Annotated in this window: 23 protein-coding genes and 6 pseudogenes; 1 reads left to right on the forward strand and 28 read right to left on the reverse strand. The window is 48.2% G+C overall.

Going from position 1 to position 26,624, the window contains the following annotated elements:
• Window positions 1–102 precede the first annotated feature (102 nt).
• From ACVWZ0_RS15820 to ACVWZ0_RS15920, 21 genes and pseudogenes are all read right to left on the reverse strand, one after another.
• On the reverse strand, window positions 103–567 hold the full coding sequence (locus ACVWZ0_RS15820; protein ID WP_253459637.1) for a hypothetical protein: 465 nt from the start codon (window positions 565–567) through the stop codon (window positions 103–105).
• A 5-nt stretch (window positions 568–572) separates the two neighbouring features.
• Window positions 573–1,634: a polymorphic toxin type 44 domain-containing protein gene (locus tag ACVWZ0_RS15825; protein WP_253459634.1), complete on the reverse strand. Its 1,062-nt coding sequence runs from the start codon at window positions 1,632–1,634 to the stop codon at window positions 573–575.
• 20 nt (window positions 1,635–1,654) lie between these two features.
• Window positions 1,655–2,287: pseudogene (locus ACVWZ0_RS15830) on the reverse strand (type VI secretion system baseplate subunit TssF); the annotation flags it as partial.
• Window positions 2,288–2,787: 500 nt separating this feature from the next.
• Window positions 2,788–3,225: a DUF1240 domain-containing protein gene (locus ACVWZ0_RS15835; RefSeq protein WP_301289674.1), complete on the reverse strand. Its 438-nt coding sequence runs from the start codon at window positions 3,223–3,225 to the stop codon at window positions 2,788–2,790.
• A 3-nt stretch (window positions 3,226–3,228) separates the two neighbouring features.
• Window positions 3,229–4,494, reverse strand: a complete 1,266-nt coding sequence (locus ACVWZ0_RS15840) for a PAAR domain-containing protein (protein ID WP_253459631.1) — start codon at window positions 4,492–4,494, stop codon at window positions 3,229–3,231.
• A pseudogene (locus ACVWZ0_RS15845) lies at window positions 4,418–5,146 on the reverse strand (type VI secretion system baseplate subunit TssF); the annotation flags it as partial. The pseudogene ACVWZ0_RS15845 and the gene ACVWZ0_RS15840, both read right to left, overlap by 77 nt.
• An 89-nt stretch (window positions 5,147–5,235) precedes the next feature.
• Window positions 5,236–5,664: a hypothetical protein gene (locus tag ACVWZ0_RS15850; protein WP_253459629.1), complete on the reverse strand. Its 429-nt coding sequence runs from the start codon at window positions 5,662–5,664 to the stop codon at window positions 5,236–5,238.
• 2 nt (window positions 5,665–5,666) lie between these two features.
• Window positions 5,667–6,419, reverse strand: coding sequence for a PAAR domain-containing protein (locus ACVWZ0_RS15855; RefSeq protein WP_253459626.1), 753 nt, complete (start codon window positions 6,417–6,419; stop codon window positions 5,667–5,669).
• Window positions 6,386–6,682, reverse strand: a complete 297-nt coding sequence (locus tag ACVWZ0_RS15860; RefSeq protein ID WP_253459623.1) for a hypothetical protein — start codon at window positions 6,680–6,682, stop codon at window positions 6,386–6,388. Before ACVWZ0_RS15860 ends, ACVWZ0_RS15855 begins: the two co-directional genes overlap by 34 nt.
• 95 nt (window positions 6,683–6,777) lie before the next feature.
• Entirely contained in the window at window positions 6,778–7,047 is a 270-nt protein-coding gene (locus ACVWZ0_RS15865; RefSeq protein ID WP_253459621.1) for a hypothetical protein, read from the reverse strand.
• Window positions 7,040–8,161: a PAAR domain-containing protein gene (locus ACVWZ0_RS15870; RefSeq protein ID WP_253459618.1), complete on the reverse strand. Its 1,122-nt coding sequence runs from the start codon at window positions 8,159–8,161 to the stop codon at window positions 7,040–7,042. The genes ACVWZ0_RS15865 and ACVWZ0_RS15870 overlap by 8 nt, the downstream gene beginning before the upstream one ends.
• A gap of 30 nt (window positions 8,162–8,191) precedes the next feature.
• A pseudogene (locus ACVWZ0_RS15875) lies at window positions 8,192–8,712 on the reverse strand (type VI secretion system domain-containing protein); the annotation flags it as partial.
• 113 nt (window positions 8,713–8,825) lie between these two features.
• Window positions 8,826–12,308: an ImcF-related family protein gene (locus ACVWZ0_RS15880; protein WP_253459615.1), complete on the reverse strand. Its 3,483-nt coding sequence runs from the start codon at window positions 12,306–12,308 to the stop codon at window positions 8,826–8,828.
• The gene (locus tag ACVWZ0_RS15885; RefSeq protein ID WP_253459612.1) at window positions 12,305–13,513 is read right to left on the reverse strand and encodes a hypothetical protein; all 1,209 of its coding nucleotides are present in this window, start codon (window positions 13,511–13,513) and stop codon (window positions 12,305–12,307) included. The genes ACVWZ0_RS15880 and ACVWZ0_RS15885 overlap by 4 nt, the downstream gene beginning before the upstream one ends.
• A gap of 41 nt (window positions 13,514–13,554) precedes the next feature.
• Complete coding sequence (locus tag ACVWZ0_RS15890; RefSeq protein WP_253459608.1) at window positions 13,555–13,737, reverse strand: hypothetical protein; 183 nt, start codon at window positions 13,735–13,737, stop codon at window positions 13,555–13,557.
• A 157-nt stretch (window positions 13,738–13,894) separates the two neighbouring features.
• Window positions 13,895–14,182: a hypothetical protein gene (locus tag ACVWZ0_RS15895; protein WP_253459605.1), complete on the reverse strand. Its 288-nt coding sequence runs from the start codon at window positions 14,180–14,182 to the stop codon at window positions 13,895–13,897.
• Between the two features lie 143 nt (window positions 14,183–14,325).
• The gene (locus ACVWZ0_RS15900) at window positions 14,326–14,523 is read right to left on the reverse strand and encodes a hypothetical protein (protein ID WP_437177824.1); all 198 of its coding nucleotides are present in this window, start codon (window positions 14,521–14,523) and stop codon (window positions 14,326–14,328) included.
• Complete coding sequence (locus ACVWZ0_RS15905) at window positions 14,445–14,780, reverse strand: hypothetical protein (RefSeq protein ID WP_253459602.1); 336 nt, start codon at window positions 14,778–14,780, stop codon at window positions 14,445–14,447. The genes ACVWZ0_RS15900 and ACVWZ0_RS15905 overlap by 79 nt, the downstream gene beginning before the upstream one ends.
• Before the next feature lie 10 nt (window positions 14,781–14,790).
• Window positions 14,791–16,983, reverse strand: a complete 2,193-nt coding sequence (locus ACVWZ0_RS15910; RefSeq protein WP_253459599.1) for a M23 family metallopeptidase — start codon at window positions 16,981–16,983, stop codon at window positions 14,791–14,793.
• A gap of 339 nt (window positions 16,984–17,322) precedes the next feature.
• Window positions 17,323–17,856: a hypothetical protein gene (locus ACVWZ0_RS15915; protein WP_253459596.1), complete on the reverse strand. Its 534-nt coding sequence runs from the start codon at window positions 17,854–17,856 to the stop codon at window positions 17,323–17,325.
• A gap of 15 nt (window positions 17,857–17,871) precedes the next feature.
• Window positions 17,872–18,180 (reverse strand): hypothetical protein, encoded by a 309-nt coding sequence (locus tag ACVWZ0_RS15920; RefSeq protein WP_253459593.1) that lies wholly within the window; start codon window positions 18,178–18,180, stop codon window positions 17,872–17,874.
• Between the two features lie 159 nt (window positions 18,181–18,339).
• On the opposite strand from ACVWZ0_RS15920, the gene ACVWZ0_RS15925 reads away from it, so the two are divergent.
• Window positions 18,340–19,490 (forward strand): IS3 family transposase gene (locus tag ACVWZ0_RS15925; RefSeq protein ID WP_253459590.1). Its coding sequence is split into 2 segments (ribosomal slippage): window positions 18,340–18,598 and window positions 18,598–19,490, totalling 1,152 coding nucleotides; the frame shifts between segments, so codons are not numbered across the junction.
• Between the two features lie 27 nt (window positions 19,491–19,517).
• Here the strand turns inward: ACVWZ0_RS15925 and ACVWZ0_RS15930 are convergent.
• From ACVWZ0_RS15930 to ACVWZ0_RS15960, 7 genes and pseudogenes are all read right to left on the reverse strand, one after another.
• Window positions 19,518–21,290, reverse strand: a complete 1,773-nt coding sequence (locus ACVWZ0_RS15930; RefSeq protein WP_437177817.1) for a M23 family peptidase — start codon at window positions 21,288–21,290, stop codon at window positions 19,518–19,520.
• Between the two features lie 14 nt (window positions 21,291–21,304).
• On the reverse strand, window positions 21,305–23,656 hold the full coding sequence (locus tag ACVWZ0_RS15935) for a type VI secretion system Vgr family protein (protein WP_253459587.1): 2,352 nt from the start codon (window positions 23,654–23,656) through the stop codon (window positions 21,305–21,307).
• A pseudogene (locus ACVWZ0_RS15940) lies at window positions 23,653–23,854 on the reverse strand (hypothetical protein); the annotation flags it as partial. The gene ACVWZ0_RS15935 and the pseudogene ACVWZ0_RS15940, both read right to left, overlap by 4 nt.
• A 525-nt stretch (window positions 23,855–24,379) precedes the next feature.
• Window positions 24,380–24,871: a type VI secretion system tube protein TssD gene (gene tssD, locus ACVWZ0_RS15945; protein WP_253459584.1), complete on the reverse strand. Its 492-nt coding sequence runs from the start codon at window positions 24,869–24,871 to the stop codon at window positions 24,380–24,382.
• Window positions 24,872–24,875: 4 nt separating this feature from the next.
• Window positions 24,876–25,103: pseudogene (locus tag ACVWZ0_RS15950) on the reverse strand (OmpA family protein); the annotation flags it as partial.
• 59 nt (window positions 25,104–25,162) lie between these two features.
• Window positions 25,163–25,441 (reverse strand): annotated as a pseudogene (locus tag ACVWZ0_RS15955) (type VI secretion system contractile sheath small subunit); the annotation flags it as partial.
• A gap of 844 nt (window positions 25,442–26,285) precedes the next feature.
• Complete coding sequence (locus ACVWZ0_RS15960; RefSeq protein WP_253459581.1) at window positions 26,286–26,513, reverse strand: putative hemolysin; 228 nt, start codon at window positions 26,511–26,513, stop codon at window positions 26,286–26,288.
• Between the last annotated feature and the right edge of the window lie 111 nt (window positions 26,514–26,624).

Genomic DNA, 26,624 nt, shown 5'->3' on the forward strand with positions numbered 1-26,624 from the left:
GTGGTAGTAATATTCCGGCGCTTCATGACGCATCATTCCGCCTTTGTGACGGAATCTGGTCGTCGCTTTCACTCTAATCAAGCTCAATCAATTTTGCATTTCTTAATGGTTACCTTTAATAAAAGAAAGCTTTTTAAGACATATACCCTGATCTTGATCAACCATTTTAAAGTGATTATACCCTGGCTGTATTATTAGCTTTGCAGAACATATATTTGATTTCGATGACAAACGAAAACCTACCCCACCGCCACCATTTGAATTATACTCAAACCGCCCACCGGTTGACCAACCAATACTTAATTCATAATTATCCATTATTATGGATGAAAAAGAGCTTTTTATCCTGACCTCTTCTCCCGACTCGATTATATCAGGACGATCCCTTATTATTTCATCAACTTCCTCAGGAGTTGGTTCGATACCGTAAACACTCTCATTGGTGTACAAATACACACGTTCTTTCGTTGTGTTCTGAACGATAACTACCGGCCTTACAGGAATAAAAAAAAGCACAAGAATTGCAATAAGAAGAAAGATGAATGTTAATATCGCTTTTTTTTTCATGGCATCTACGGCTCGATTTTTTTAGGGTTTTTATTATTCCAGCACCAGTGCTTCTGCTTAGAAACTGGAAGTGATTCTTCAGCTGTGCTATCCAAAGCATTCAGAATATCCTGAGTGGTTAGTGTATCTGCCATTTTCCCATGCCGATGATACAACGAAAAACCAATTTTCATGCTAGTCACATCATCCAATGTATCATTTCCGACAGCTCCTGGGGTCATGTTTTGCTCCCATATCGAGCCCGATAACAATAAATTTTCCTTAAACCCAACACTAAGACCGACATACCCATAGTGGATATTTGACCAAATATCATAAAAATAATCATAATGTTTATATTTATGATAATAAGACTTAGATGGAGTATTACCAGGGAGGGGTCGCGCAACAGCTACTGAACCAAACATATCACGAATTTTTGGCTTATGATCCCACACGGAACCTGTTTTCACTGTTTGATACCAAACAATTATAGCTTCAGAAAGATGAGGCTCAGGACGAGGAGCTAATTTCGCGTAAAAAGGTAGATTATTCCATTCTTTTAATGTGTTTTTCATGGTTTCATCATCGATATAACCTCTTATAACATTTGCAATCCGACCTCTGACATTGGTTTTAATTTCATTGAGTATATAGTCAGCAACCTTTATAGCGCCGTCAGTATGACGACAATGCAGTTTACTCTTAAGATCTGACGACTGCCCGGTAGTCGTTACTGGTGGAGTAGTTGCTGATAAAGTGGCTGTAGCTGCCGTTGTTCCCTCAGCAGAATTTGCACTACCCCCACTCTTTTCATACGTATCATCCATCATCGACGGAATAAACTTCGCTTTACAAGGACAAGTACTGTAGCTGTCGAGAGTCCCGGCCATCCGCCTGTCGTGAATGGTATCGTTGTCGATGCCACCAGCTATCCTGAAAAGCCCGGCATGTTTACCGCAGGTCACGCTATCCTGTTCCCGAGCTACAGGTTTATCAAACAGCGTGTGATCCTCTGCGCCCGTGGTGATTTTCCCTCCGCAGGTCGTTTTGTCGCCCTGCACCAGATAAAAGCCTTCTGCTGCCATATTTTTTCCTTTAGCTGAATTCTGTCCATGTCACCCGGCATTCGCAGCCACATCCGGGCCACGTTCAGGGTGAAAGCTTCGTGCATCGCACACGCCAGCAGCGCGTCGGCATTGAAACAGAACGAAATATGGCTTAAATCGATACGGTTCCAGTCTGCAAGCTGACTGCAGTTAAAACGCAGCGTGACAACCGAACGGCCATCGGTATCGATCACCAGGCTGGCCCGCTCCAGCGACAGCGGCTGAAGCGTTATCTTTTTGGTGGTGGTGTACCGGCAGCGTGTGCCTTTCTCCCCGATCGGCCGCGAGTTCACCTCGAAACCTTTGTCAATGCGCATCTGCTCTTTCATTTCGCGCCAGTCAGGAGTGAACTCCACCACCGACATTGACGGAATGGTGCGCAGATAATGCGGCCACAGCAGGCTGACCAGCCCTTCGGTCAGTTCCGGCAGGTCATCATCGAGCTTCTCACGCAGTCGTCCCATCAGAAAGGCAAAGCCTTCAAACAGGCGCTCCACGTACGGGTCACGCGCACCCGCTTTATCAAGATTGAGCATTGCCGCCTGCTCGGGGTGAGCACGAGCAAACTCTTCACCGGCTTCCAGCAGGTAGCGCATTTCGGCGTCGTAATAACGCAGGGTTAAATCATCCATAATAGTTTCTGTTTAGTTAATTACTGCGTGATGAGCGATTAAGGGAATTCCAAAAACCGACAGGCGACTTCAAATAAAAAAGGTCGCTCATCAATATGGTTTACAGGAGAATACTTCTTTTACATAACAAGTGGTTGTGCCTGGCATCCAGCCCGATGGAATTCCATTGCAGCGTACATATCCTCTGCTAATCAGCTCTTTGGGATAGAGAATGGAGTACAACAGACCCAGTATTACGATAGCAATGCAACCCCATTTTAAATAAACGATATAGTAATCCATCTTCTTGAAAGCAAACTCTTTTCCCCCTGAAGAGAGCCAGAATAAAATAGGCCAGTGGGAATAGCATCACGAAAGGCAACGCAACCAAAGCAACGGTTAACCATGAAAAAACAATTTCATCACCAAAGCTGGAATATTCTTTAAATATACCTTTTCCAAGATAAAAGCTCAGAGCTCACGACCCAAGAATGATCACTATAGCGAAAAATTCACGAATTCTATCTTTCATGCTGCCTACCCGAACTGAAGCATAATTTTTTATCGACCACATACTTTCTGGCCGTTCCGGGTGTCCATCCAGATGGCACTCCTGAGCAAAGAATGTAACCTTTGCTTTTAAGTGCTGACAAATAGCCAAACGAAATAGTACATGACAAAGCAAAAGCAAACACACACATACACTTGAAATGCGGCATAATTTTATTCACTTTTTTAAGTGCGTATTCTTGCTCATATCGGAGCGAAAGGTAAAACCAGTATAAAGGAAACACAAACATAATTGGTATTGATATAAGACTTAATGACATCCACGAAAAAATAATTTCATCATGAAACTTGAGGAAATCAAAGACCTCGCTCAACCAAAAATAAAACGACAGGATAGAAACAACCAACAATATAAGAATTGAAAAAAAAGCATTGATTTTTTTCGTCATATGTTAGTATATCCTCTTTGTAATATCGTCAATTGAGTTTCTCAAAAACCCTCTAATTTCTGACTCTATAATTTTCTTGCCTTTAATTAACATCTTCTCTGCAAACATAGCACCTAAGTCCCAAAAACCATCTTCCATTTCTCTGGCTTTTTCAGCAAATTCTTGTTGAGCCGCATCAATGTACTCAACTACTTTGTCTGTCACACCAAACTTCTGGTCCAGCTTATTTAAACCCCAGGCAGCAAAAAATCCAACGCCAATGACTATTACAAGGTTAAATGCAATCAACGGGGTTACTACGACACTTCCAACGACAAATGTGACTACTGATACAATGCCGATTTTCATTACATCAGTAGCCAGAGATCCTATGAATTCAGCTAAAGATCTCTCATCGTTCAAAATAAAATCAAGAGTCCTGTAAGCGGCTGCAACATAAAATGTCAGCCGTGCTCCTTCAACAACAGATTTTGCAAACCCATATTTACCAATTCCCAAATCAACAATCTTTGGATTTTTAGCCGCAAACACAGGTGCATTCAATATCTTCCTTACACCAGGATAACCACTTATTTTTATCAGTTCTGTACCGTTGCGGTTTACATATGTTGTTGCTTTTATGCTGAAGCTTCCCAATTGGTTGATCAACATGGATGCAGTCACAACATCCTTAATATTTGTTCCATAATTTACAACTATTTGTCCGGGGTCACTTTCTGTTATTGCTACCCATCCGTGTTTCCATGCCCCCCACGAGGACAATATTTCGAAAGCTTCTGGAAGAGTGAGCAGCATCACATCCTGATTAGTTTGCCTTAGCATTGCCCTCAAATTACCGTCAGGTAAATCATGCGTATTCCGTAAAACTGGATAATCAGGTACAAATCCCGTTGGCTTTTGCTCACCAGTGAGATAAGAGGGCAATTCCGGGGAAGTTTGCCCCGGTGCCACAAAACCTGCTGCCGATTCGCCAGCGGAAGCTCCACTGCTCTTCTCGTACGTATCATCCATCATCGACGGAATAAACTTCGCTTTACAAGGACAAGTACTGTAGCTGTCGAGGGTTCCGGCCATTCGCCGGTCATGAATGGTATCGTTGTCGATGCCACCAGCTATCCTGAAAAGCCCGGCATGTTTACCGCAGGTCACGCTGTCCTGCTCTCGGGCCACAGGTTTATCAAACAGAGTGTGATCCTCTGCGCCCGTGGTGATTTTCCCTCCGCAGGTCGTTTTGTCGCCCTGCACCAGATAAAAGCCTTCTGCTGCCATATTTTCCCTTTAGCTGAATTCTGTCCATGTCACCCGGCATTCGCAGCCACATCCGGGCCACGTTCAGGGTGAAAGCTTCGTGCATCACACACGCCAGCAGCGCGTCGGCATTGAAACAGAACGAAATATGGCTTAAATCGATACGGTTCCAGTCTGCAAGCTGACTGCAGTTAAAATGCAGCGTGACAACCGAACGGCCATCGGTATCGATCACCAGGCTGGCCCGCTCCAGCGACAGCGGCTGAAGCGTTATCTTTTTGGTGGTGGTGTACCGGCAGCGTGTGTCTTTCTCCCCGATCGGCCGCGAGTTCACCTCGAAACCTTAGTCAATCCGCATCTGCTCTTTCATCTCACGCCAGTCAGGGGTGAACTCCACCACCGACATTGACGGAATGGTGCGCAGATAATGCGGCCACAGCAGGCTGACCAGCCCTTCGGTCAGTTCCGGCAGGTCGTCATCGAGCTTCTCACGCAGTCGTCCCATCAGAAAGGCAAAGCCTTCAAACAGGCGCTCCACGTACGGGTCACGCGCACCCGCTTTATCAAGATTGAGCATTGCCGCCTGCTCGGGGTGAGCACGAGCAAACTTTTCACCGGCTTCCAGCAGGTAGCGCATTTCAGCGTCATAATAACGCAGGGTTAAATCATCCATATTTATTCTGCTTAGTAAATTGCTGCGTGTTAAACACTGAAGCAGACTCCGGGAGTCTGGCACGGGTAATCATATAGAAAAGAGAACCATCAATGCTGAGTACAAAGGGACGGTTCTATGGCATATTTTTTTGCCATGCCAGGCATCCAACCAGAAGGGATCCCCTGACATTCTGTGTAACCTTTATGCATTAAAGATGTTGTGTATCTTTCTGAAAAAATGAACATTCCCAGGATAGTTAACCCTAAGATGATAAACGTGGTTTTCAGTAATTTTTTACCTGATGTAACGGTTATCTGCTTCCCGGTAAAAATAACAGGAAAAATCATCACCAATAACGGTGAGAAAAAAAAGAAAAATGCGGCAGCAAAAGTAACCCAAAAAGAGAAGTTAACGACTTCGGGGTAAGAAAGGTATTCACGCAACTTAAAAATACCGAGATATGAAATCCCGATGGAAACCATCAGAAAGAATGCAACTCCAAAAAGTGCCATGACTCGTTGTTTAAAAGGATACATTGTCAATAATCCATTGGGATAATTTCTTGTAACGTTTCACGCAGATATTTTTTGGTTTCTGCAATAACAAACTCTCTCCCGGTCCGTAGCATCCCATCCAGATACATAGCGCCAAGATCCCAGAACCCATCCTCGATCTCGCGAGCTTTATCGATAAACTCCTGCTGTGCATTCTCAATCAATTCAACAAGCTTATCAGTCACTTTAAAGTGATCGTCCAGCACGTTCAATGCGATGCTTGCCCCGAGACCAACAAGTACGACAGCTACAAGTGGGCCAATAACAAATGGAGTCATTGTCAACAAAGCACCAGCCCCCCAACTGACAGCGGAAGCAATGCCGATTTTTACGACATCTGTTGCCAGTGAGCCTATAAATTCAGCCAGACTGGTATCATCATTCATTATGAAATCAATGGTACGATAAGCGAGAGCGAAATAAAACGTTATAACAGTGCCTTCTACAATGGTACTTTTAACACCGAACTTCCCAATCCCCAAGCTGACGACTTTGGGATTTTTTAGAACATATACAGGTGCGTTTAATATTTTTCGCATCCCTGCATATCCAGTCAGTTTTATGAGTTCATTTCCATTTTTATTTACGTACACCGTAGATTTAATATCATACAGTTTTAAATCGGCAATAAGCATGGTTGTTGTAATGGCATCTTTAATACCCAGGCCATAATTTACTGCAATCTGTCCCGGCTGACTTTGTGTCAGTTCCACCCACCATTTTTGTAAAATCTCCATGATGACAGTATTTCATATACTTCGCCGAGGGTAAGTAGCATTACTTCCTGGCTATTGGCCTGCAGCATGGCCCTTAACTTACTATCCGGGAAGTTACGTGTGTTAAGTAATACCGGGTAATCTGGCACAAAACCAGATGGTTTTTGCTCACCGGTCAGATAACCAGGCAGCTCAGGAGAAGTCTGCGTCGGAGTCGCTGTAAAGCCTGCTGCCGATTCTCCAGCGGAAGCTCCACTGCTCTTATCGTACGTATCATCCATCATCGACAGAATAAACTTCGCCTTACAGGGGCAGGTACTGTAGCTGTCTAGGGTTCCGACCATTCGCCTGTCGTGAATGGTATCGTTGTCACAGCAGTTCATTGAGAGGATAAAGATCGATGTTTTTTGCTCAGCCTGTTAAAAATAAAAAAAGAAATAACATATATTATTATAAACGCAACATTTAACACACCGTAGAACAACCAGGCTATGGAATAGGTTTCGCCAACAAGATAATCCAGATGAGAGCCAATTAACGCTGGTTCATAAGTATATTTTATATCCATAAATGAAAGAGAAAGTACACCTGTACTGACAACTAAAAACAGCGCTACAGGCAGAAAAACAAACAGTAGCTTCTTAATCATTCTCTACTCCCTGGGATTGGGTGAATGTGGTCGGAGCATAGCCGCTTGATCCCTTCCCTGCGAGCCCACTTCCCTTACCTATCGTACCGGCTGTCTCGTTACCACTGCCAGCGCCTTCAATTTTCTTATAATCAGAAGAGTTATGATACTTAGCTATAAATTCATCAGTCATTCTTATCACTCGCATATCAGCAGGATTTTTGGATAAATCCATCAGATAGTCATTCAAAGATGAGGGGATTGCAAAATCCTCACTGTGGCCAAATAAATTAAGTAATTTCACATCGAACATTTCTGTACCTGCCTTTTTAAGGCCTGTCACTGTTGTTGTCGTACAATTGTTGACAGCAAGATTATAGATATCAATGATACGACCATTTTCTTTTATATCAGGGTTAGTGTTCTCACCATCAGGACGAACATCACTGGACGCCCATAAAGAACTAAATATTGATAACGTGTCTGTTTCATCAACGTCTAGTATTTTATAAACTGACGATCCCATTCGATAGAGTTCTTTTGAGTAAAACGTATCAGCTTTTTCACCGGAGTATTTAATTAATACGCCCTCGCCAAAAGGGCTAAACCCTTCCTGATCATACCTACCATATGTAAACACATAAACGGTGCTATTGTCGTGAATTGAAACGAAGACATGCCCTGCTCCCTGTGTTTCTGTCCAAAGAAAAACACCATTACGCAATTCATTTGGTTCCGCAAAACACATTCCCGCAAAGTCACTTTGAGCAGCATGGGTGCTATCTATAGCATTGTTAAGCAGCTGCGCCGCATTTTTCGCTAGTGAATTCGTGGAAGGTGATCCCGCCCCCCCATTTTTCTCATACGTATCATTCCACATAGACGGAATAAACTTCGCTTTACAAGGACAAGTACTGTAGCTGTCGAGGGTTCTGGCCATTCGCCGGTCATGAATGGTATCGTTGTCAATGCCACCGGCTATCCTGAAAAGCCCGGCATGTTTACCGCAGGTCACACTGTCCTGTTCCCGGGCTACAGGTTTATCAAACAGAGTGTGATCCTCTGCGCCCGTGGTGATTTTCCCTCCGCAGGTCGTTTTGTCGCCCTGCACCAGATAAAAGCCTTCTGCTGCCATATTTTTCCCTTTAGCTGAATTCTGTCCGGGTTATCCGCAAAGCACCGCACTGCTTGCCGGATCGAGCGCAATCAGACCGGACAGAAGCTGGTCCATCTCCGGCTGAAGCTGTGATTTATCGGTTTCACTGCGTGTGGCTTTCATGCACAGCAGTCTGAGGCGACGCAATTTCACTTCAAATAGCAGTGCCTGTGTCCACTGCGTGAGGGTGATTGACTGTGCGGCGCTGTCGAGTTCATCCAACAGATGCAGGGCCAGTTCATTTTTGCCCTTTTGCTCGGCCACACGGGCTATCAGCAGACGCAGCAGCCATTTGTCTCTTATAGAGTCGGTTCCTGGCCGGGTCTGCAGCCAGTGGAGCGTGGCATCCAGGCCTTCGCTGTCTGCTTTCTCCAGCGCTTCCGGCTCAAGGGCCAGAATATCGTCTGATGGATATACCACTGCAAATCCAGCCAGAGGTGATTGGCGCCACGCGAGAAAGTGCTGTCCGCCTGCTCCAGAATCTCCAGCCAGCTCTGCTGCAGATAGAGGCATTTGAGCATGGGTCTTCTCCGGTCGGACTGGTGCCACTTACCGCAGCAAGCCAGGGCTGCCAGCTTTCCGTGCGTGTGCCTGTTGCTGTCGTTAGTCTGACAGGCAGCGACCAGATTTTGCAGAGTGCTTATTATTCGACTTCATCCATGTCACTGTTTCCGGTATTGGCCATCAGCGCCTGAGCGGTAGCCGCGCTGTCGACACTGAATATCTGATCCGGTAACGTGAAACCGTGCAGATCCAGTAGCGCCAGCGGACCTTTTCCAAGTTGTGAACGCAGTACCCACTGCAGCGTGCGACCATCTGGCGCGGTGAAACTCATCATCCACTGGCTGCGGTTAAGCTGCTGGCGCTTGCCCTGATCCAGCCAGCGAATAAAGCCCCAGGCCCCGCTGTAATCCCCGAACAGACGCGTTCCGGCATTGACCGTGATCCAGGTCAGCATAGTCCCCGGCTTGTAAGTGTCTCCCGGCCAGCGGAAGCTTTGCCAGTCGGCCATCTGGTTGAAGTAGTGCAGCTTTTGTCCATCAATAGTCAGCTGAGTTTCCACCACCTGTGGTACAGGACGCGCCTGCAGCTCAAAGCGGATGCCCTGACTGCCATCGGTGAACAGAATGTCTGACAGCTGGCTCAGCTGGTTAATGGCCCGCAGGAAGGCCGGGTTAAAGGTAAGCCCCTGGCTGTTGACCTTATCCGGTACCCACTGGCTGCCCTCTTTGTGCAACACACCGCTGAGTTCCGTGGTCAGGAAGCGCTCTATACGTCCGCTGTCCTTACGCACAAATTCAGCCATCATGGGTAAAGAAGCATCACTTTTGCTGGCCGCAAACGGGAAACGCCCGTCAAAAGCAGTTTGCCAGTTCGCGACAACCGAGCGGCTCCATTTATCATTCAGACTGGCTGCCGACGGCTGAAGCACAGTCTCCCAGGCCTGGGTCAGTGGCTGCACAAACATCGTGTTGCCAAAACCACTCCACTCTTCGCCAAGGCTTGCCGAAATCAGACTGCCGTATTGCTGAGTGTCTGTCAGATCCACGCTTTTGCCCTGGAATACGGTCTGCGCCAGGATCTGCATCATCGCCTGCGGATCTGAGGCGCTGGCCACCTGTTGCAGTCGCAGACGCACGCGGGTGATACGGGTCAGATACGTCTGCAGGCTCAGGGAGGTGTCAGCCGACATGACGTTACTGCCTTTATTTTTACCCAGAAGCTGAAGCAGTGGACCAAAGGTTTCATCCAGCGGCCCCTGCGGCCCTGACGCAGACTGCTCAATCGCGGGTTTATCTTTTCCACCTACGAGATCTTTAGCCGATTTGATGATGGAATCCGAAAGACTTTCGCTTTGCTGGCCGGTCTGCCCCTGCCAGGCGAGGGTATTCATCAGGGCAATCAGTGGCGACTGCCGGACATCACTCATCAGCGTAAGCTGGTCGGTAACGTCAGCAATGTTGTTTGCCTGGTTAAGTCGCAGGCTGTTGAGGAAGCTCAGCCAGCTGCCGGCAAAGTCAGTGAAGTAGCGTTGCGTCAGACGCGCCTTCAGGGCTTCCGGTGACAGGTCAGCTGATATGGCCTTATGGGAATCGCTCAACACCCAGTCAATTTCATCCCGGCGGGAATTTGCAGCCTTTGCGATAGCCTGCTGGATGCCCCCTTCCCACGCCTGACGGGTAAACATGCCTGGCACCACTTCCTCGGTGGTGAACAGTCGCCGCGCATCGGTACCGCTGGTCATGTCTTCCAGAGACACATCGGCAAAGTTACGACGCACCGATTTGAGCATGTTCTCATACAGGGTGCTTTCGGCGTTACGCCGTCCAATTTGCTGCAACAGCACCTGGCGGCTCTGACTCACCAGCTGCGCATCCGGCCTGATTTTCCACTGTGGTTGCTCAGGCAGTTCGGTGATGTAGAAGGCCCACAAGTCCGGCGACAGGCTTTGCCAAAGGCCGGTTGAAATGCCCATCCGCGTCGGCTGCACGGCTTTCATGGTCTGGGCGTAATACGCGCCGTCGACTTTATCCGGACGGGCCATCATTAACCAGGCTTTCAGTTGGTCATAGCCCGGCTTCGCCAGCTGTGCCCGCTGGTCGCTGCCGGGTACAGAGCCTGCCAGCGCGCTGAGCTTTTGCGTAAGCGCCTCGTTCGCCGGGTCACGTATCAGGCGGTTGTTTGCCACACCGTACCAGGGCAGCAACGCATCGAGCAGTTGCTGGTTATGGTCAAGACCGAAGCGCTGGTACCAAGGGGCACCATCCTCAATATGCTGCTGCAGGCGGCCGGCGTCATTACGCAGCATATGCAGAGCCGTCAGCTGGTAATCCGATACGGAAGAATGCTCCACCAGAGCATGCGCCTGCTGCGCCACAGAGACAATCTGCAGACGGTTGACCGCAAACGACAGCAACGTCCCCGCCCCCCAGACACCGATAATGGCCATCAGTGTCCAGGCCAGCGTCTGTTCCCGCGCCATACCGACACGGCGGCCACGCACGCGGGTACAGTCATCAACGATCCCCTGCCAGGTCACCGGCAGGGTCAGCGCATGGCGTTGTGATTCCGGGATATATTTCTCAGCGTCGGCAGGTGCAGCACCGGCTGTTTCTCCTGCGATAGCGGCGGGTTTATTCTCCGGCAGGCTAAACATCAGGCCACGCAGCGGAACGCGCTGTTGGGAGGCTGCCAGCCATGGCACCAGTTGCTGAGTCCAGCGGGCGATACCGCCGTCTTTGAGGTGCTGGCCCAGGCGCAGCAGGAAGTCGTGGCCGTTGTTCTCAGCGACCTGACTCATCCCCTGCGTTCGCAGGGCTGGAAGCATCAGCTCAAGCTGGTGGGTAATTTCGTCAGGCTTAGCACGCAGCGGGAAACTGGCACCTACCGTCTGTTCAGTGCGTTTTGCCTGCGACCACTTGCTGTCGCACAGTTGCCACAGCCAGACCGGGGCGGAATAGCGCAGTAATTCGCTGATTTTTTCCAGCCCGCGTAAATCGTTATCGCTAATCTGAGGTGTGAGGTTAAGTGACTGAGGTAAGACGCGGACAATACCGTCCAGTGGGCGTCCGCGACGCAGTTTGCGTAGCGCGGTATATTTTCCCTTGTCCGGTTCAGCAGTCAGACTACCGCCGTAAATCAGCACGGTACGGTTGCCTTCAAGCCACTGCTGCTGTTGCAGGCCGGGTACCAGCTGTTCAATCGCAGCTTCGTCACCGGTAATCAGCAACAGGCGGGTTTTACGACGCCAGTAAAGGCCAATACGGGAGCGGAGATGCCCCCGAATCCTGTCACACATGGCCACCGCAGGATGAACAGGCGCTTTATCATTTTCCCGTTTCTTTTTCTCATCATCACCGTTGGTATTGTCGACAAGCGCATTAAACTCCTGCTTACCGACACTACGTACTGCCGCCAGAAGCACCACTGATACAATTAGGGCACAGCCTGAAATACATCCGCCAGCGATAAGCCAGTAAATTTGCTGCTGACTACCGTCTTCAATCCCGGCAGTATCCGGATGCTTCCAGACCATGAACGTCATAACGGCTAACAGCAAAAAGAAAATCAATGCGACAGCAAGATAGCGGCCTTCCGTAGTCTTCGGTGCTAAAGGTAGCTTCACGGATCCATCTCCTGTCGGGAAGCAATCGGGGTAATGAGCGTGCTCCACAGCACATTCTGTGTGGTATCTCCGCAGATAATCATCTGTGGTGACTGAGTTTGTCGGGCGATTTCAGTGGCGGCAGCGATAGCCAGCCAGGGGGCTGCGGCTCCGGCATGTCCCATGGATATATCGAGCGAAATGACGGCTTCGTCCTCTACAGACTGCGCAGGGTGAGCATTCTGGCACTCGATAACCTCTGCGCGCTGCTTACCCGTAAGACCGGCAAGCCATAAATTTTTCACGATATTTTCTTTGAGCGGGACGTTCCAGGCGGCCATGTTCATCCCCTCGCGCAGTTCACCTGATGGAGCAGGATCAGGCCGGTGCAGCAACGCGAGAGGCTCGAGCGCCTCCTGGGTCAGGCGGTTGCCAAGAAGCAGAGCAACGGCTGCTTCAGCAGTATTGTTTGAAACAACCGGGTCAATCTGGAGGCCAACAATCAATAACATTGCTTTATCTTTAATGCGGTGTTCCAGCCAGTGGTTGACTACCTCCAGCCCATTGCTATCTACATATTCAACAGCGCAGGTTAGGCCACTCTCCTGCCAAACTTCCTGCCAGATATCTCTGACAGCAGGGAATGACAGAGATGACGAGATATCGAGGATGACAACAAGCGAAGCGTTCTCCGGAAACTGGTGAACTGGAAGATCAGCAATGAGTTCAGAGAACAGACGTGAGATGACCAATCCAGGGGTATCTTCTGGTTCTGCCGTAATACGGCTCAGCCTCATGCTTTTTTCGCCTTTCCAGTCCGGCTGCGAAATGATAATGCTGTTATTATTAAGCATATCAACAGCGACATAACGCTGTTCGTCTTCCTGATGGGCTGTAATAAATGTCGTATTCAACACTTGAAGCGCACGACGAGCCCTACGGGTCTCACTCAGGATCCATTGTTCCCGACGCTGGTCAAAACCATTCGCTTTACTGTCCTGTAATGACCAGATCCACATACGAAAACCGAAAGTTACAATCCACACAACGAATGGTGTGCCAATGGCAAACATCCAGAAGTGGCTATTATCGATGTATCGTACGAATATCCGCATAAGGATCACGCTGATGACCAACATCGCAACCAGGACAGCAAACCAACGAGATGCTTTTGGTGGAACTGGTCGAAGATAACATTCAGGAAGATGTTTAAGGGAATACGGCATTTATACTCTCATACTTCAAAATTTCTAAAATTCAACTAAGGTTAGTCACCATCAAATGAAATGCTCTTAAGCAATTTCAATTTTTCTTTAGATAGATCTTCACCTTTGTCATCCGAAGAATTAACACCAGAACCACATAGGGCATTATTTTTATGTGTCAAACAAAAATAAACACTCTGGTCTGGCGTTCCATCTTTAGGTTTCGTCATGGTATTAACAGCCATAAAACAGATGCATCCTTGCTTTTAAACTGCAATAGAGATAGATGATTTCCCTTCCCATTATTCACATATGTAGCATCCGAAATGGATCTCCATTCCTTATTTTTTTAGTCATAAACAAATTTATTATCAGCGCCACTAACACTGCCCTCCTTATTGTTCACTTGCTGTACATCATATCCTGCTTAAAATAATTCACCAGAATACAGACAAGTCCACTCCGATATTGGTGATTTTTTTTGAAATACTCATCATCAGACAATGCAGGGTATTTAAAGTCACTAAAATGCATATTGTATGCATCAAAACTGGATGATGAAGAAATGTTGGCACTTGAATCAGATGACAGGGCTCTGGTTGCAGATACAACTCCTGCATTAGCAGCAAGAACAGAAGCTATAGAGAAAGAATTGAAACCGATAATGAATGACATGTAAACCTTTTCCATAACATTACGCCCTGTGCGTACATCCTTTCAGGGATGTCCTAATGACTATGAATTTTATTTTCACCCAGGCTTCAACGATTGATATGCTTTTTCAATTAAATATTTTTTTAACTCTATCTCTCACGCTTACATATCGAAAGCAGTTATTTAAGACTTTTAAGGGGGGTGGTGCATGACCTTGGAGTGTTATCGTCATAAATCATATTAATTAAATCATGACCTTCAATCCTTACGTTAACAAAGTCATCGCCGCATGTAGGCTTTATCTCTTTGAACTTTTTGTCAGCAGGGGAAAAGACAAATAATTTATAGATTTTATAAGTACCCATTCCCTCATCCAGATGCCAAACACTAAAATCTTTATAGCCATCACGATTGTAATCTTCAAATGTAATGTGATTTTTTTCTCCGATGACACATCAACATTTTCTAGATTAACCTGCTTGCCGGCTTCTAAAACTGATACTTCCAACGAATCATTATCTTTCAGAAAAACCTTTGCAGAAATATTTTTTTCACTATTAATATCTAAAATATTATTATCACAACCAAATGCAATTTTGGTAAAAATGAAAAAAAAGAAAAAAGCATATTTCATAGTAATACCTTTATGATTTTGTTAAGTCCACAACAATGCGAGACTTTCCAGTAGGACTTACGCTGACCGTGGTGTTAGTATTTACTTCATCCATCAAATAAAGTCCTATAAATTTTGAGTACGCTTGCCTTTCATAGTATCCATTTGACCCTCCATTAACCAAACGATTAATTAATCCAACATTGTCCGCAGTAAAATCTTCATCTGCGACTCTATTTATTGACATTTTGTGTTTATAGACTTTTGAAGCCCAATAAAAGCCACCTGAATCACAAGCGTTGTATGAATCTTCAGCCACAATATCGGGATCAAATCTTGGAGACCATCGGAACAAAGTACCACCATCATCGGGATGGGCTGTATAATGAGTTGAGACTGCAGTAAGCCGAGGGGCATCAGGGTGTAATCTATCAGTATATGAGCCTGAGTGGTTTGGAAAACTTCGGTATTCACCGTAGGTTTTATACAGTCCAGCCCATGTAAGTTGCATGATCCCTCTACCATAAAAAACAGTATAATACTCCGTGGCTGGATTCACTGAGTTATAACGACCAAACCCCCACTCATGTAATAACCTTCTACTGCCACCTAAATCTCTCCACTGCGCAGTTTCTAGTAATGTCTGGGGTAAGAAGAATGACATTCTTTTCTTATCGCCTCCAATATATTTTCTAATACTTAAATTCAAAGAGTCATAATGTGACTCAATTCTACTTTTAGCATGGGCATGATTTATTGAATACACGCTTGCAGGCTGCTTTTGAGCAGTTCTTGGGTTGCCGCTTGATGAGTAAAATAAATACTTCGGAAATGTAGAAGCTAACTCATCAAGACTCATCCAACTACAATTCCTCAAATGTTCAATAAATGCCTTTGGTTCAAAATGCCATAACCTTCCACTACTGAATGCTCCTGAATCAAAACACAACGCTTCGGCATGAGCCTTGAATTTTGCATAATCTTCTTCCGTCATCGGATCATGCTCTTCACTGCCGGTTTTCAGCCATGAAAAACGGCTATCGATCGTGCTTTTTTCCCACTCAAACGGAAAATGACAGATCAGTTTTCCACACTGATTAACGTAGTCGCCGCCTTCGGTCAGGCTGGCAATCGTGACCGAGTTACACTGGCTGTCGCTGTCACTGTCGTCATCAACCAACTGCCAGCCCGTCCAGTGAGGGAAATCAGCGTCACTAAACTTTTTAATACTGGGGACAGCAAGGTTGACCACCCCTTTTCCACCCGGGTACCTTACGGTCATCCACAGTGGTGCATCCGCAGGCACCAGCGTTTCATGCTCGGTATTGATTACCCGCCCAAAACGAAGCAACTCAAATCCGGCACTGGGGCTCTCCTTATAATTCCGCATCGCGGTTTTATAAAGATTGTATTCGTAGTCTTTGCCATCAGCATTCACCAGTGGCTCGCCCAGCAGATCATATTTCCCGTCAACCTGCGTATTTTTCTGCCGCGTTACCATAGTGCAGCTGCCCTGGGCCAGGGTCATGCTGACATACAGAGGTGCACTGCTGGTATACAGCTCAGAAAGCCCGGTTATGGAGGTACTGTTATTTGCGGGTGCCCTGTCATAAAACTTTGTCTGCGGTGGCAGATAAAAGTGAATATCACCATAAACGGCATCGGTTCGGCCATCTTTCGACACGTCCAGTTCGCGGCTCTTCCTGCCCGTCAGTTTGCTGATGTTGTCGTCATCACAGAAAATCTGGAAATGGAAGGCATTGACCGCATCGACCATCCCGGAGGTACCAAGCGGATCTTTCCGGTACACCTTCTCCCCGATTTTCACTGTTGATTCAAGCGACTTCAGGTGCATGTAAAGCGAATAAAAGACCACTTTAGCCCCCTCACCACTGCCGATCTCCGTTTCGTGCTTTAGCAGCACGTAGCCATCGTCACTGCCTTTGACATTGGGTTGATCCACATTGAGGTTCAGCGGTGCCTTATCTCGTTTATCGATGCCTGAACTTTTACGCACGGAAACCACGATCCCATCCGCAACAGCTCTTACACTCTCAAAAGGCCTGCCGCCATCAGTATGGGCTATGTGGATCCCGCCATGCCATGAGCCATGGCCATTGACCGGGTAATCGCGGCGGTCAACTACGGTCATCACTCTTTCAATCCATGCTGCATCGGTTTCATGGGCATTTTTCGCTTTCAGGAATGGCGGGCTGATAATCATGTATGACTCCATGTCAGGAAAAGCTGAATTTGCGGGAAGGCCCGGTGGTTTCCAGGGCAATGCTCGGGAAGTCTTCTGGCTTATTGACCTTTTCTTTTCGCCCGTAGTACCCCCCGCTTTTGTCCGGTATTCGCCCAGGATATACGCATGAAGATCACGCTGATGCCAACATCGCTACCAGGACAGCAATCCAACGTGTCTTTTTTGGTGTGACCGGTCGTGGATAACATTCAGGAAGATGTTTCAGTGAATACGACATTCAATTTCCTATTACTACTCAAAAGACAGCTATGAACTACATATAAACCTCAACGCTCCCAGAAGGTTTTCCAAAAACAATTACTCAGTAGACAAGCCATCTAATATTTTCTTAGGGAAATGATTCAGGCACTCTTTATCTTTAGCGGTTGGTATTGTGAGGTGATATACATCACCTGCAACTCCAATATAAACTATATTTTCTTTACCATTATTTCCACTTGGGGTGTTATTGTAAAAAAGCCCCCCAGTAGTCTTATTCCCCTTGCTTAAATAAATAACTTCATCATTCAGCTTGCCATCTTTCATGCTTGCAATTATGAGTGTTTTCAGTTGCAGCACAGAATCATTTGATATGTACACATGACCATCAATTGTTAATCTATCATCACCGTCAGTATAATTAGTTCCATTCGCATCACTAGTAAATAATAGATACGAGTAATCTTTTGAGTATTTCACATTACTCCCATCAAAAACATCAGTAATAGCACCTGTGTCTATCTTTGCACATAGTGAAATCGGCTCTTTATCTGCTTGTTCAGTTGCCGAACACACATTGACAGAAAATGCAGATAAAACAATGGCAATGATTTTGTAAGTTGAGATTCTCATTGTGTATATCCTCTCTTATTTTATTGGCCTGTAATCTTCAGGTGGATTCTTTTCATCATTAATTGCATACCACGCATGAATGAAAGCTGGCCATCTAACTGTTAAAAATCCATCCCGGCCTGGATTTATTCTCCGTGTAACTTCAGATGCATCAGATTCTTGAGCGCCTTTGTCGGCCCAATAATTGATCCCAAGCTTACCTAAAGGGCTTAACGTGGTTGAATATTTTTGTTTGCTAGACCAATAATAACCAGCAGCATCAAAGGCTGTATAAGCATCAGTAACTGGTCTGGTATTATTTGGTGGTATTGTATAGTACTCCATTCCCCTATGCTGCGGGCCTAATCGGAATGCACTATAGTTAGCATAATTGTGTCGCCCAGTAAGATGAATTGCCCCTCTACCTTTAAATTTAACTGATCTTACCCAGCAATAGTGGACACGCGACTAAGTGAGTAAACTCTCAAGCAAGAGGTGACTCACATGACAAAATCAGTATCAACCACCAAAAAGCCACGCAAGCAACATACACCTGAATTCCGCAACGAAGCCATGAAACTGGCCGAGCGCATTGGTGTGGCCGCAGCCGCCCGCGAACTCAGCCTTTATGAGTCGCAAATTTACACCTGGCGTAGCAAGCGGCAGCAACAGGCAACGTCCTCTGAACGTGAGAGCGAACTCGCCGCTGAGAATGCCCGCCTCAAACGCCAACTGGCTGAACGGGACGAGGAGCTGGCCATTCTCCAAAAGGCCGCGACATACTTCGCCAGACGCCTGAAATGAAGTATGTCTTTATCGAAAAGCATCAGGCTGAGTTCAGTATTAAAGCCATGTGCCGGGTACTGCAGGTCGCCCGCAGTGGCTGGTATGCCTGGCGTCAGCGTCGTCACCAGATAAACCGACGTCAACAGTTCCGACTTGTCTGCGATGATGCGGTTCGACAGACCTTTGCCAGGGCAAAACAGCGTTATGGAGCACCTCGTCTTGCTGATGAACTGCCGGAGTACAACATCAAGACTATCGCCGCCAGTCTGCGTCGTCAGGGGCTGCGGGCGAAAGCCTCGCGCCGGTTCAGCCCGGTCAGTTACCGTGAGCATGGTCTGCCAGTATCCGAGAATCTGTTGAATCAGGACTTTTACGCCAGCGGCCCGAATCAGAAGTGGGTGGGTGACATCACGTATCTGCGCACCGGTGAAGGCTGGCTGTATCTGGCGGTGGTGATTGACCTGTGGTCGCGGTCAGTCATTGGCTGGTCGATGTCCTCACGGATGACGGCACAGCTTGCCTGCGATGCACTGCAGATGGCGTTATGGCGGCGTAAACGCCCGGAAAATGTCATCGTGCACACAGACCGGGGTGGTCAGTACTGTTCAACGAATTACCAGAGCTTACTGAAACGGCATAATCTGCAGGGCAGTATGAGCGCTAAAGGCTGTTGTTACGACAATGCCTGTGCGGAAAGCTTCTTTCACTCACTGAAGGTGGAATGTATCCACGGAGAGAACTTTGCCAGCCGGGAAATAATGCGAACGGCAGTGTTTAATTATATCGAGTGCGATTACAATCGCTGGCGTCGTCACAGTGCCTGTGGCGGTCTTAGCCCGGAACAGTTTGAAAACCAAAACCTCGCTTAGGGCCGTGTCCACATTACGTGGGTAGGATCAAACACCATCCCCTATATGGGTATTGCCAAGTTTTCTACCTTGGGGCATACGTGGCTCATATTTATCAAAATATGAGTCATCACCCTTTTCTACAAAAAACTCAAATCGCCCTGTTTCCCTTGCCATTTGCCCAAAGAAATGCGCAATTCGCAATGGTGAAACTATGCCGTATTTGTTCAAAACTTTTGGCATTATATCTTTAATGTTTGCCGGACGTATAATTTCGGAATGATGGGTGCCTTCACTTTCAATCCATTGCTCTAACGTCGAACGGGACAGATTTGGTCGATGCGCACGCTCTTCATTTCGTCTGACTAGCCTAATCACATCCTCCTTCCCTAACCAGCCACAACGTCTCATGTGTTCAATAAAATACACAGGATTGAAATGCCATAATCTTCCGCTACCGAGAGCTCCTGAATCAAAACACAGCGCTTCTGCGTGTTGCTTAAATTTGCCATAGTCTTCCTCACTCATCAGCGTTCGTTCATTTGATTCCTGCGTCCCGGGAACCTGCCATATGGCCGTTTTTTCTGAAGTGCACTGCTCCCAAGGTAAACCGGTCATCAACCATTTATACCTGGCATCTATTGTGCTTTTTTCCCACTCGAACGGTAAACAGCAGATAAGCCTGTTGCTTTGAGTTTCGTAACTGCCCTCTTCCTGTAACTTTCTGATGATCGACGAATTACACTGGCTATGGGTATCATTGTCATCATCAACCAGCAGCCATCCCGTCCAGTGAGGGAAATCGGCATCGCTAAACTTTTTAATACCGGGAGCGGCAAGATTTACCACGCCAGCTCCACCCGGATAACTGACCGTCATCCATAATGGCGCATCTGCCGGCACCAGCGTTTCATGCTCGGTATTGATTACCCGCCCAAAACGAAGCAACTCAAATCCGGCACTGGGGCTTTCCTTATAATTCCGCATAGCAGTTTTATAAAGATTGTATTCATAATCTTCACCATCGGCGTTAACCAGCGGCTCGCCCAGCAGATCATGCTTCCCGTCAGTCTGCGTATTCTTCTGTCGGGTCACCATCGTACAGTTGCCCTGTGCCAGGGTCATGCTGACATACAGAGGCGCACTGCTGGTATACAGCTCAGAAAGCCCGGTTATGGAGGTACTGTTATTTGCGGGTGCCCTGTCATAAAACTTTGTCTGCGGTGGCAGATAAAAGTGAATATCACCATAAACGGCATCGGTTCGGCCATCTTTCGACACGTCCAGTTCGCGGCTCTTCCTGCCCGTCAGTTTGCTGATGTTGTCGTCATCACAGAAAATCTGGAAATGGAAGGCATTGACCGCATCGACCATCCCGGAGGTACCAAGCGGATCTTTCCGGGACACCTTCTCCCCGATTTTCACTGTTGATTCAAGCGACTTCAGGTGCATGTAAAGCGAATAAAAGACCACTTTAGCCCCCTCACCACTGCCGATCTCCGTTTCGTGCTTTAGCAGCACGTAGCCATCGTCACTGCCTTTGACATTGGGTTGATCCACATTGAGGTTCAGCGGTGCCTTATCTCGTTTATCGATGCCTGAACTTTTACGCACGGAAACCACGATCCCATCCGCAACAGCTCTTACACTCTCAAAAGGCCTGCCGCCATCAGTATGGGCTATGTGGATCCCGCCATGCCATGAGCCATGGCCATTGACCGGGTAATCGCGGCGGTCAACTACGGTCATCACTCTTTCAATCCATGCTGCATCGGTTTCATGGGCATTTTTCGCTTTCAGGAATGGTGGGCTGATAATCATGTTATGACTCCATGTCAGGAAAAGCTGAATTTGCGGGAAGGCCCGGTGGTTTCCAGGGCAATGCTCGGGAATTGTTCGGAGTTATTAGCCTTTTCTTTGCGCCCGTAGTGCCCCGCTTTTGTCCGGTATTCGCCCAACGTGGCAGATTCGATGCCGTTGGCATCCAGGTTGATATAACTTCCGCCGCCATTGATCACCACACGCTTATTTGCCGTAATGTGGATCTCATCCTCAGTGCTGGTAATACTGAGTTCCCCACGCGCCACCAGTTCCATCAAATCATTCTGCGCCTGTATTTTTACCGGCCCCTGGTTCGCGATGAGCTTGATCCCCAGCTTCCGAACAAACACGCTCAGGGCATTACCCACGCCGATGAACAGATTTTTCACCACGCTGACGTCTGCATTTTTACCGGCAGTGGCTATCAGGTTCTGGCCAGCAGACACCTGCAGATGTTGTCCACTGGTCATCGCCATACCCTCCGGCGCGCTGAGCAGCAGCACCGATTTTTTGAGGCCCGTCAGCTGCTGTTCCAGCAGCATGACCTGCGCCTGGAGATCGGCCGGGTTCGCGGTCGCCTTCTGCGCGTCATCGGAGATGGATGTCATCTGCTCCCGGGCGTTACCCAGATTGCTGACCGCCGGCTGCATCTCCAGCACCTGGCCCTGCGCTTTCGTCTGGCCATCAGCGCTGATGAACATCCCTTTCTGTGCCCGGATGGCTCCCCAGCTGTCGGTTCTGAGCTCAAAACCCTCACCGCGCTTCTGCTTCTCAGCATCCACTAAATGTCCCAGATTCAGCTGACTCTTGCCGCCGTACTCGGTGGAGACCTTGATATGCTCCTGATCACGACTGTCATCGAGGCGGATTTTGTTGTTCGCCGGCGTGCGCAGGACGTTACGTTTGTAGTTTCGGATAGTGACATGGTCGCCGTGGGCCGAGTCGTGCAGCACGCCGGAGATGTACGGCCGGTCCGGGTTACCGTCCTCAAAGCCAATCGCCACTTCGGTGCCCGCCAGCAGTGGCAGGTGCAGGCCGTAAGTATCGCCGGCATAGGGACGTGACTGCCGGACCCACAGGCTCTCGAACCCGGTCTCCCGGTTATCACGGTCAAACAGCATGTTGACGCGGTAGCGGCCGTCTTTATCGATATGGCCGTAGGTGTCATTTTCGATGGTGCTGGTGACGCGGGCCGGTAATGTGCCGGCCATCACCGGGCGTGAACCCGGCTCAGGACGATAACAAAAGTCGGTGCTGTCCGGGATACCGTCAAACCTGACGCCGAAGTCCTCATCACGCCGCGCATGGCTGTGCATCGCCGTGATGACCACGCCATGAGCAAACACGTCGGCCACTTCGTACCCGCCGGTGACTTTCAGAACCTGACCCGGAGAGAGCGTCGGGCAGCTGGTGATGGCATGGGTCTGCGTCTGGCCATTCAGGTAGCGCTCATGACGAATGCGGGCATAAAACACCCCGGACTCCGGTGCCGGATGGTGGTCATGGGTATCACCCGCCGTCAGATAGTTATCCGCATAGTGATAGGCCTCACCGTAGGTGGTGGCATCCCCGCGGGTGGCATCGACCCGGGTGTCCATGTCATCCGTGGCCTGACGGTAGTTGTAATCACGGGTGCTGACCTGCTTCTGTACCACGTTATGGTGGCTCTCCATGCCCCAGACCGGGTCCACGCCCTCCGAATGCTGTCCTGATGGCGGAACCGATGGCAGCGTCAGGCCTTTTTCATACCCCTGCTGACCGTCGTAAAACTCCACGACGTCGATGTTCAGACGCGTATCAGTGGTAAAGCGGAACCAGATACCCACCTCACCCAACAGGCGGGTGATGAAGTGCAGGTCGTCTTCACCGTACTGCATCACCTGTTCACGCTGCGGGTATTCACGACTTAGCGAGAACAGAAAATCCTGACCGCGCATGTTGTGACGCTCGCGCAGGACTTTTTCCACGATTTGTGGCACCGACATGTCCTGGTAAATGGCGTTCTGGTGTGAACGGTCAAGCAGGGCCAGGCGTGGCCGGAGCGTCAGGGCATAATGCGTCTCATCTTTTGAGGTACTGAGACGTTCAAAGCCCGTAACCACGCCCTGAATTACCCGCACTGGCTGCTGCACTTTAATACCGTAACCCCGGTCAACCGGGGCCTGCAGCGTCAGAGAGGAGGCTTTCATCAGCATCATTTCTTTGCTGATGGCATGGTTACCGCTGGTAAATTCAATACGGTAGCTGAACGGCGTGCTCAGGGCTTCATCACCTTCAAACGCCAGCACATCAAGCTCCGAACTGCACTCTTTTACCGCCAGCTGATGGTGGTTATGGCTGAATCTTATCGGCAAGTTGATGCTCATACGTTCACTCCTTGTGTACGGCCAAACTCCAGTCCGATACCCTCTTTCTCACTCGGGCTAAGGCGTACGACCGGGTTTCTGTTTTGCAGCCATGTGGGTCAGCAACTGCTGACTCAGCACCGGCAGAATTTGTTGATTGAGCAGACTGTTGACGTTGCGTGCGCCGGTATCCGGCAGCAGGCAGGCGGCGGTCAGCGCGGTTTTACCCACGCCAGGCTCGCCAACCAGGATCGGGTTGTTCTTACGACAAAGGGAAAGAATGTCCACCCTCTGATGGTCTTCCCCCTGTTCGGGCAGCGTCAGCAGCCAGTGCTCAGGCAGGATTTCTGCATGGGTGCGGGTCTGACACAGGGAGGCAGCCCCTTCCATCGCACGGGCGCAGTAGGGATTAAGACGTCGAAGAAGGCTTGCCGGATTCTCCATGAGATTCTCTCTTTATCGGTTCCTGGTCACGCTACCGCCCTTCGCTGTTTCCCTTTGTTCAGGGGACCAAAGCGCACAAGGTCAGGCTGGCAGACAGTTTGTCGGTTTCTTTGCTGAAAGCCCGCGTACTGCAGACGTTCAGCAAAACAGCAGAAAGGTTATCCCCTCCGCTTAAAAACGAGGATTACGCTAAAGAGTTCGTGTCGCAGGAAGGCGGCAAGTTCGTAAGTCTCCGGGAACATAGATAACTGTATGACCGGAGCGAGCCAACGCACCTGCGGCGCGAAATATGACGCGTAATCAGGCGGTGGCGCGTTCGTTCCAGGAGTCGGAATGAACGATGTTGCCGTCTTTGTAGGTCCAGGTGATTTTTTCGTAACGCAGCTCGATCTGCTCAAGGTGGTTATGCTTCTCGTAAGCAGGATCCTTGATGTCGTGCATCACCGGGTTTACTTTCACCACTTTCACGTTTTCCAGTTTGGTGTTGAAGTACTCCACTTCCTGGCCCGAGTTGTTGATTTTGTACCACTTGAATTCCGCAGATTTCAGGGTCTGACCGGTGGTCACCGCCTTGTACAGATACGGGCTGGACGAGTCGATTTCCCTGGTGAACAGGAACGGAGTGTGGATACGGGTACCGGTCAGCTTGCCGGTGTTATTGTTGGTCGGGATGTACAGGTTATGCTCCTGCGCCACCACTTCGATGCTACCGTCACGATCCTGAACGTCCACAGACCCTTTAATGGCCGCACCACCGTCGTCTTTCAGCCAAAGATAAACAGGAATTGCCATGAAATTACTCTCCATTGTGTTGTGATGCGTCATCATCCTGCGATGACGCCAGGGTTTTGCCCGATATCTGACAGGCGTTGGCCTGCGGTACCAGACTGATTTCGACACGGCGGTTGAGTGCACGGCCCTTCGGGGCGTCATTGGTTGCGATCGGACGGCTTGCGCTATAGCCCTGCACCGCAAAACAGCTTTCCGGCACATCGCCGGTGTCACGCATCCAGTCGCGTACCGCTGCGGGATTTGGCGGGAAACCTGCTCCGGGGAGAATTCATTTATGCTCCGGAATGTCAGACTGACGTTGTCTTCGCAACCGTCACCGGCAAGCGTATTTTTAACGGTCAGATTTATTTTTGGGGAATATTCAGAAAGAACTGAGTCAAAGTTATTTTTGTTCAGATTAACTTTTTTGCGCTCAGATAGTGGTGCAGACGCCCGGCCGTTGCTGAAATCGCCCGCAACCAGTAATTTCAGGGGAAGCTCGGTTTTCTTGCTCGCTCCACCCGTATGCAAATCAATTTTTAAATTAATACGTGCCTTGGGTATTTCGCACTGAAAGGAAGAGTCAGACATGGCTGTCCCTGTTCTATGAAATTATAGAAACGGTCAATACCAGTGAGAAATTAACAAAAAAGGCAAACCCTGCCAGAACAACATCCCGGTTCTCATCATCCGACAAGAATCAACACCCAGGAATTAAAAGCGAGCGCATTCCATTCACCAGCATATCGACACTATATTTTTTGGGCTTTTATCTGAAATCGAAGATTTTCGGACAAGACCTTATAGCCGGAGTGTAAGAATGTTTGCGCATGACTAAAAACAAAATAATGTAACTAAACATTACATCGAAAAGGTTTAACAAAATTAGATCATCTTTATGATTTGTATGAAATTTATTGCATAGCCCTTTCAGACCTTATGGAATAAGGGTGTGCAACAAAAGATCAATTTAACTTAGGGATAAAACCGTATAAAACCTCCTTCAATCACGTGAATTTTTGATTTTGTATTTTTATCAAAAATGAGAGCCAGGACGTGACTGAGCATGTACAAAACTGATGAAATATACAGAATTTCATACCTTTTTATTATTCACTTGAACGAGGCTTATTTATTTTTATCAAAACAATAACGTCAGCCAGCCGGTACAAATCCAACTGTGTAGACCCACGGCCAGCGTAAGATTGTCGGTGGCGAAGGATGACGAGCCTGCAGGCGTTGATGCGAATACTCACTCATACGCAACCAGACTTCAAAAATACATTGCAGCTTTGCCTTAAAATACTCAATCAGCTACGGCATAGCAAAAAACGTACCTTTATAAGTTTACAAGACAGATAAACCGCGTTGTACAGCAATGCCGGCACATAAAGTTATTCCCTTTACTACCGGCATTTCTTTGTTGAGCACGCCTTTATTTATGATCCCGCCGATAAAGCTGCCACTCGTCGATGCGCTCGCCGCCAGGCAGCGTGCAGTAGCCTCTCTGGCCCTGCGCCGTTTTCACGATCTCTGATGTACCGCCCTGCTCAACGCACCAGGCCGCCGCCGGGTTTTTCATGTTCAACGAGGTTGGTTTACTGGCATTCTGCGCACAGCCGGTTGCCAATAAGGCACAGATAAACAATAAATTCTTTCTCATTATCACCTCTGTTCAGATGGATCCCATTGCGTCTCATTATCAGTCAGATAACAATAGTAAGCGCTATAGTTTAAGGTGCGGTACGTCAATCACCGCTCACTGAGTTAACGA

This window comes from Erwinia sp. TECH1, from assembly GCF_054057575.1.

What these genes read in the sequence shown, in the direction of transcription:
- ACVWZ0_RS15935 (WP_253459587.1), bottom strand. Translation starts at nt 23,656, where the DNA reads ATGAGCATCAACTTGCCGATAAGATTCAGCCATAACCACCATCAGCTG.
- ACVWZ0_RS15855 (WP_253459626.1), bottom strand. Translation starts at nt 6,419, where the DNA reads ATGGAGATTTTACAAAAATGGTGGGTGGAACTGACACAAAGTCAGCCG.
- ACVWZ0_RS15910 (WP_253459599.1), bottom strand. Translation starts at nt 16,983, where the DNA reads ATGATTATCAGCCCGCCATTCCTGAAAGCGAAAAATGCCCATGAAACC.
- tssD (WP_253459584.1), bottom strand. Translation starts at nt 24,871, where the DNA reads ATGGCAATTCCTGTTTATCTTTGGCTGAAAGACGACGGTGGTGCGGCC.
- ACVWZ0_RS15850 (WP_253459629.1), bottom strand. Translation starts at nt 5,664, where the DNA reads ATGTATCCTTTTAAACAACGAGTCATGGCACTTTTTGGAGTTGCATTC.
- ACVWZ0_RS15860 (WP_253459623.1), bottom strand. Translation starts at nt 6,682, where the DNA reads ATGATGGATGATACGTACGATAAGAGCAGTGGAGCTTCCGCTGGAGAA.
- ACVWZ0_RS15865 (WP_253459621.1), bottom strand. Translation starts at nt 7,047, where the DNA reads ATGATTAAGAAGCTACTGTTTGTTTTTCTGCCTGTAGCGCTGTTTTTA.
- ACVWZ0_RS15840 (WP_253459631.1), bottom strand. Translation starts at nt 4,494, where the DNA reads ATGGCAGCAGAAGGCTTTTATCTGGTGCAGGGCGACAAAACGACCTGC.
- ACVWZ0_RS15915 (WP_253459596.1), bottom strand. Translation starts at nt 17,856, where the DNA reads ATGAGAATCTCAACTTACAAAATCATTGCCATTGTTTTATCTGCATTT.
- ACVWZ0_RS15885 (WP_253459612.1), bottom strand. Translation starts at nt 13,513, where the DNA reads ATGCCGTATTCCCTTAAACATCTTCCTGAATGTTATCTTCGACCAGTT.
- ACVWZ0_RS15820 (WP_253459637.1), bottom strand. Translation starts at nt 567, where the DNA reads ATGAAAAAAAAAGCGATATTAACATTCATCTTTCTTCTTATTGCAATT.
- ACVWZ0_RS15835 (WP_301289674.1), bottom strand. Translation starts at nt 3,225, where the DNA reads ATGACGAAAAAAATCAATGCTTTTTTTTCAATTCTTATATTGTTGGTT.
- ACVWZ0_RS15920 (WP_253459593.1), bottom strand. Translation starts at nt 18,180, where the DNA reads ATGGAGTACTATACAATACCACCAAATAATACCAGACCAGTTACTGAT.
- ACVWZ0_RS15895 (WP_253459605.1), bottom strand. Translation starts at nt 14,182, where the DNA reads ATGGAAAAGGTTTACATGTCATTCATTATCGGTTTCAATTCTTTCTCT.
- ACVWZ0_RS15960 (WP_253459581.1), bottom strand. Translation starts at nt 26,513, where the DNA reads ATGAGAAAGAATTTATTGTTTATCTGTGCCTTATTGGCAACCGGCTGT.
- ACVWZ0_RS15825 (WP_253459634.1), bottom strand. Translation starts at nt 1,634, where the DNA reads ATGGCAGCAGAAGGCTTTTATCTGGTGCAGGGCGACAAAACGACCTGC.
- ACVWZ0_RS15930 (WP_437177817.1), bottom strand. Translation starts at nt 21,290, where the DNA reads ATGATTATCAGCCCACCATTCCTGAAAGCGAAAAATGCCCATGAAACC.
- ACVWZ0_RS15890 (WP_253459608.1), bottom strand. Translation starts at nt 13,737, where the DNA reads ATGGCTGTTAATACCATGACGAAACCTAAAGATGGAACGCCAGACCAG.
- ACVWZ0_RS15870 (WP_253459618.1), bottom strand. Translation starts at nt 8,161, where the DNA reads ATGGCAGCAGAAGGCTTTTATCTGGTGCAGGGCGACAAAACGACCTGC.
- ACVWZ0_RS15905 (WP_253459602.1), bottom strand. Translation starts at nt 14,780, where the DNA reads ATGAAATATGCTTTTTTCTTTTTTTTCATTTTTACCAAAATTGCATTT.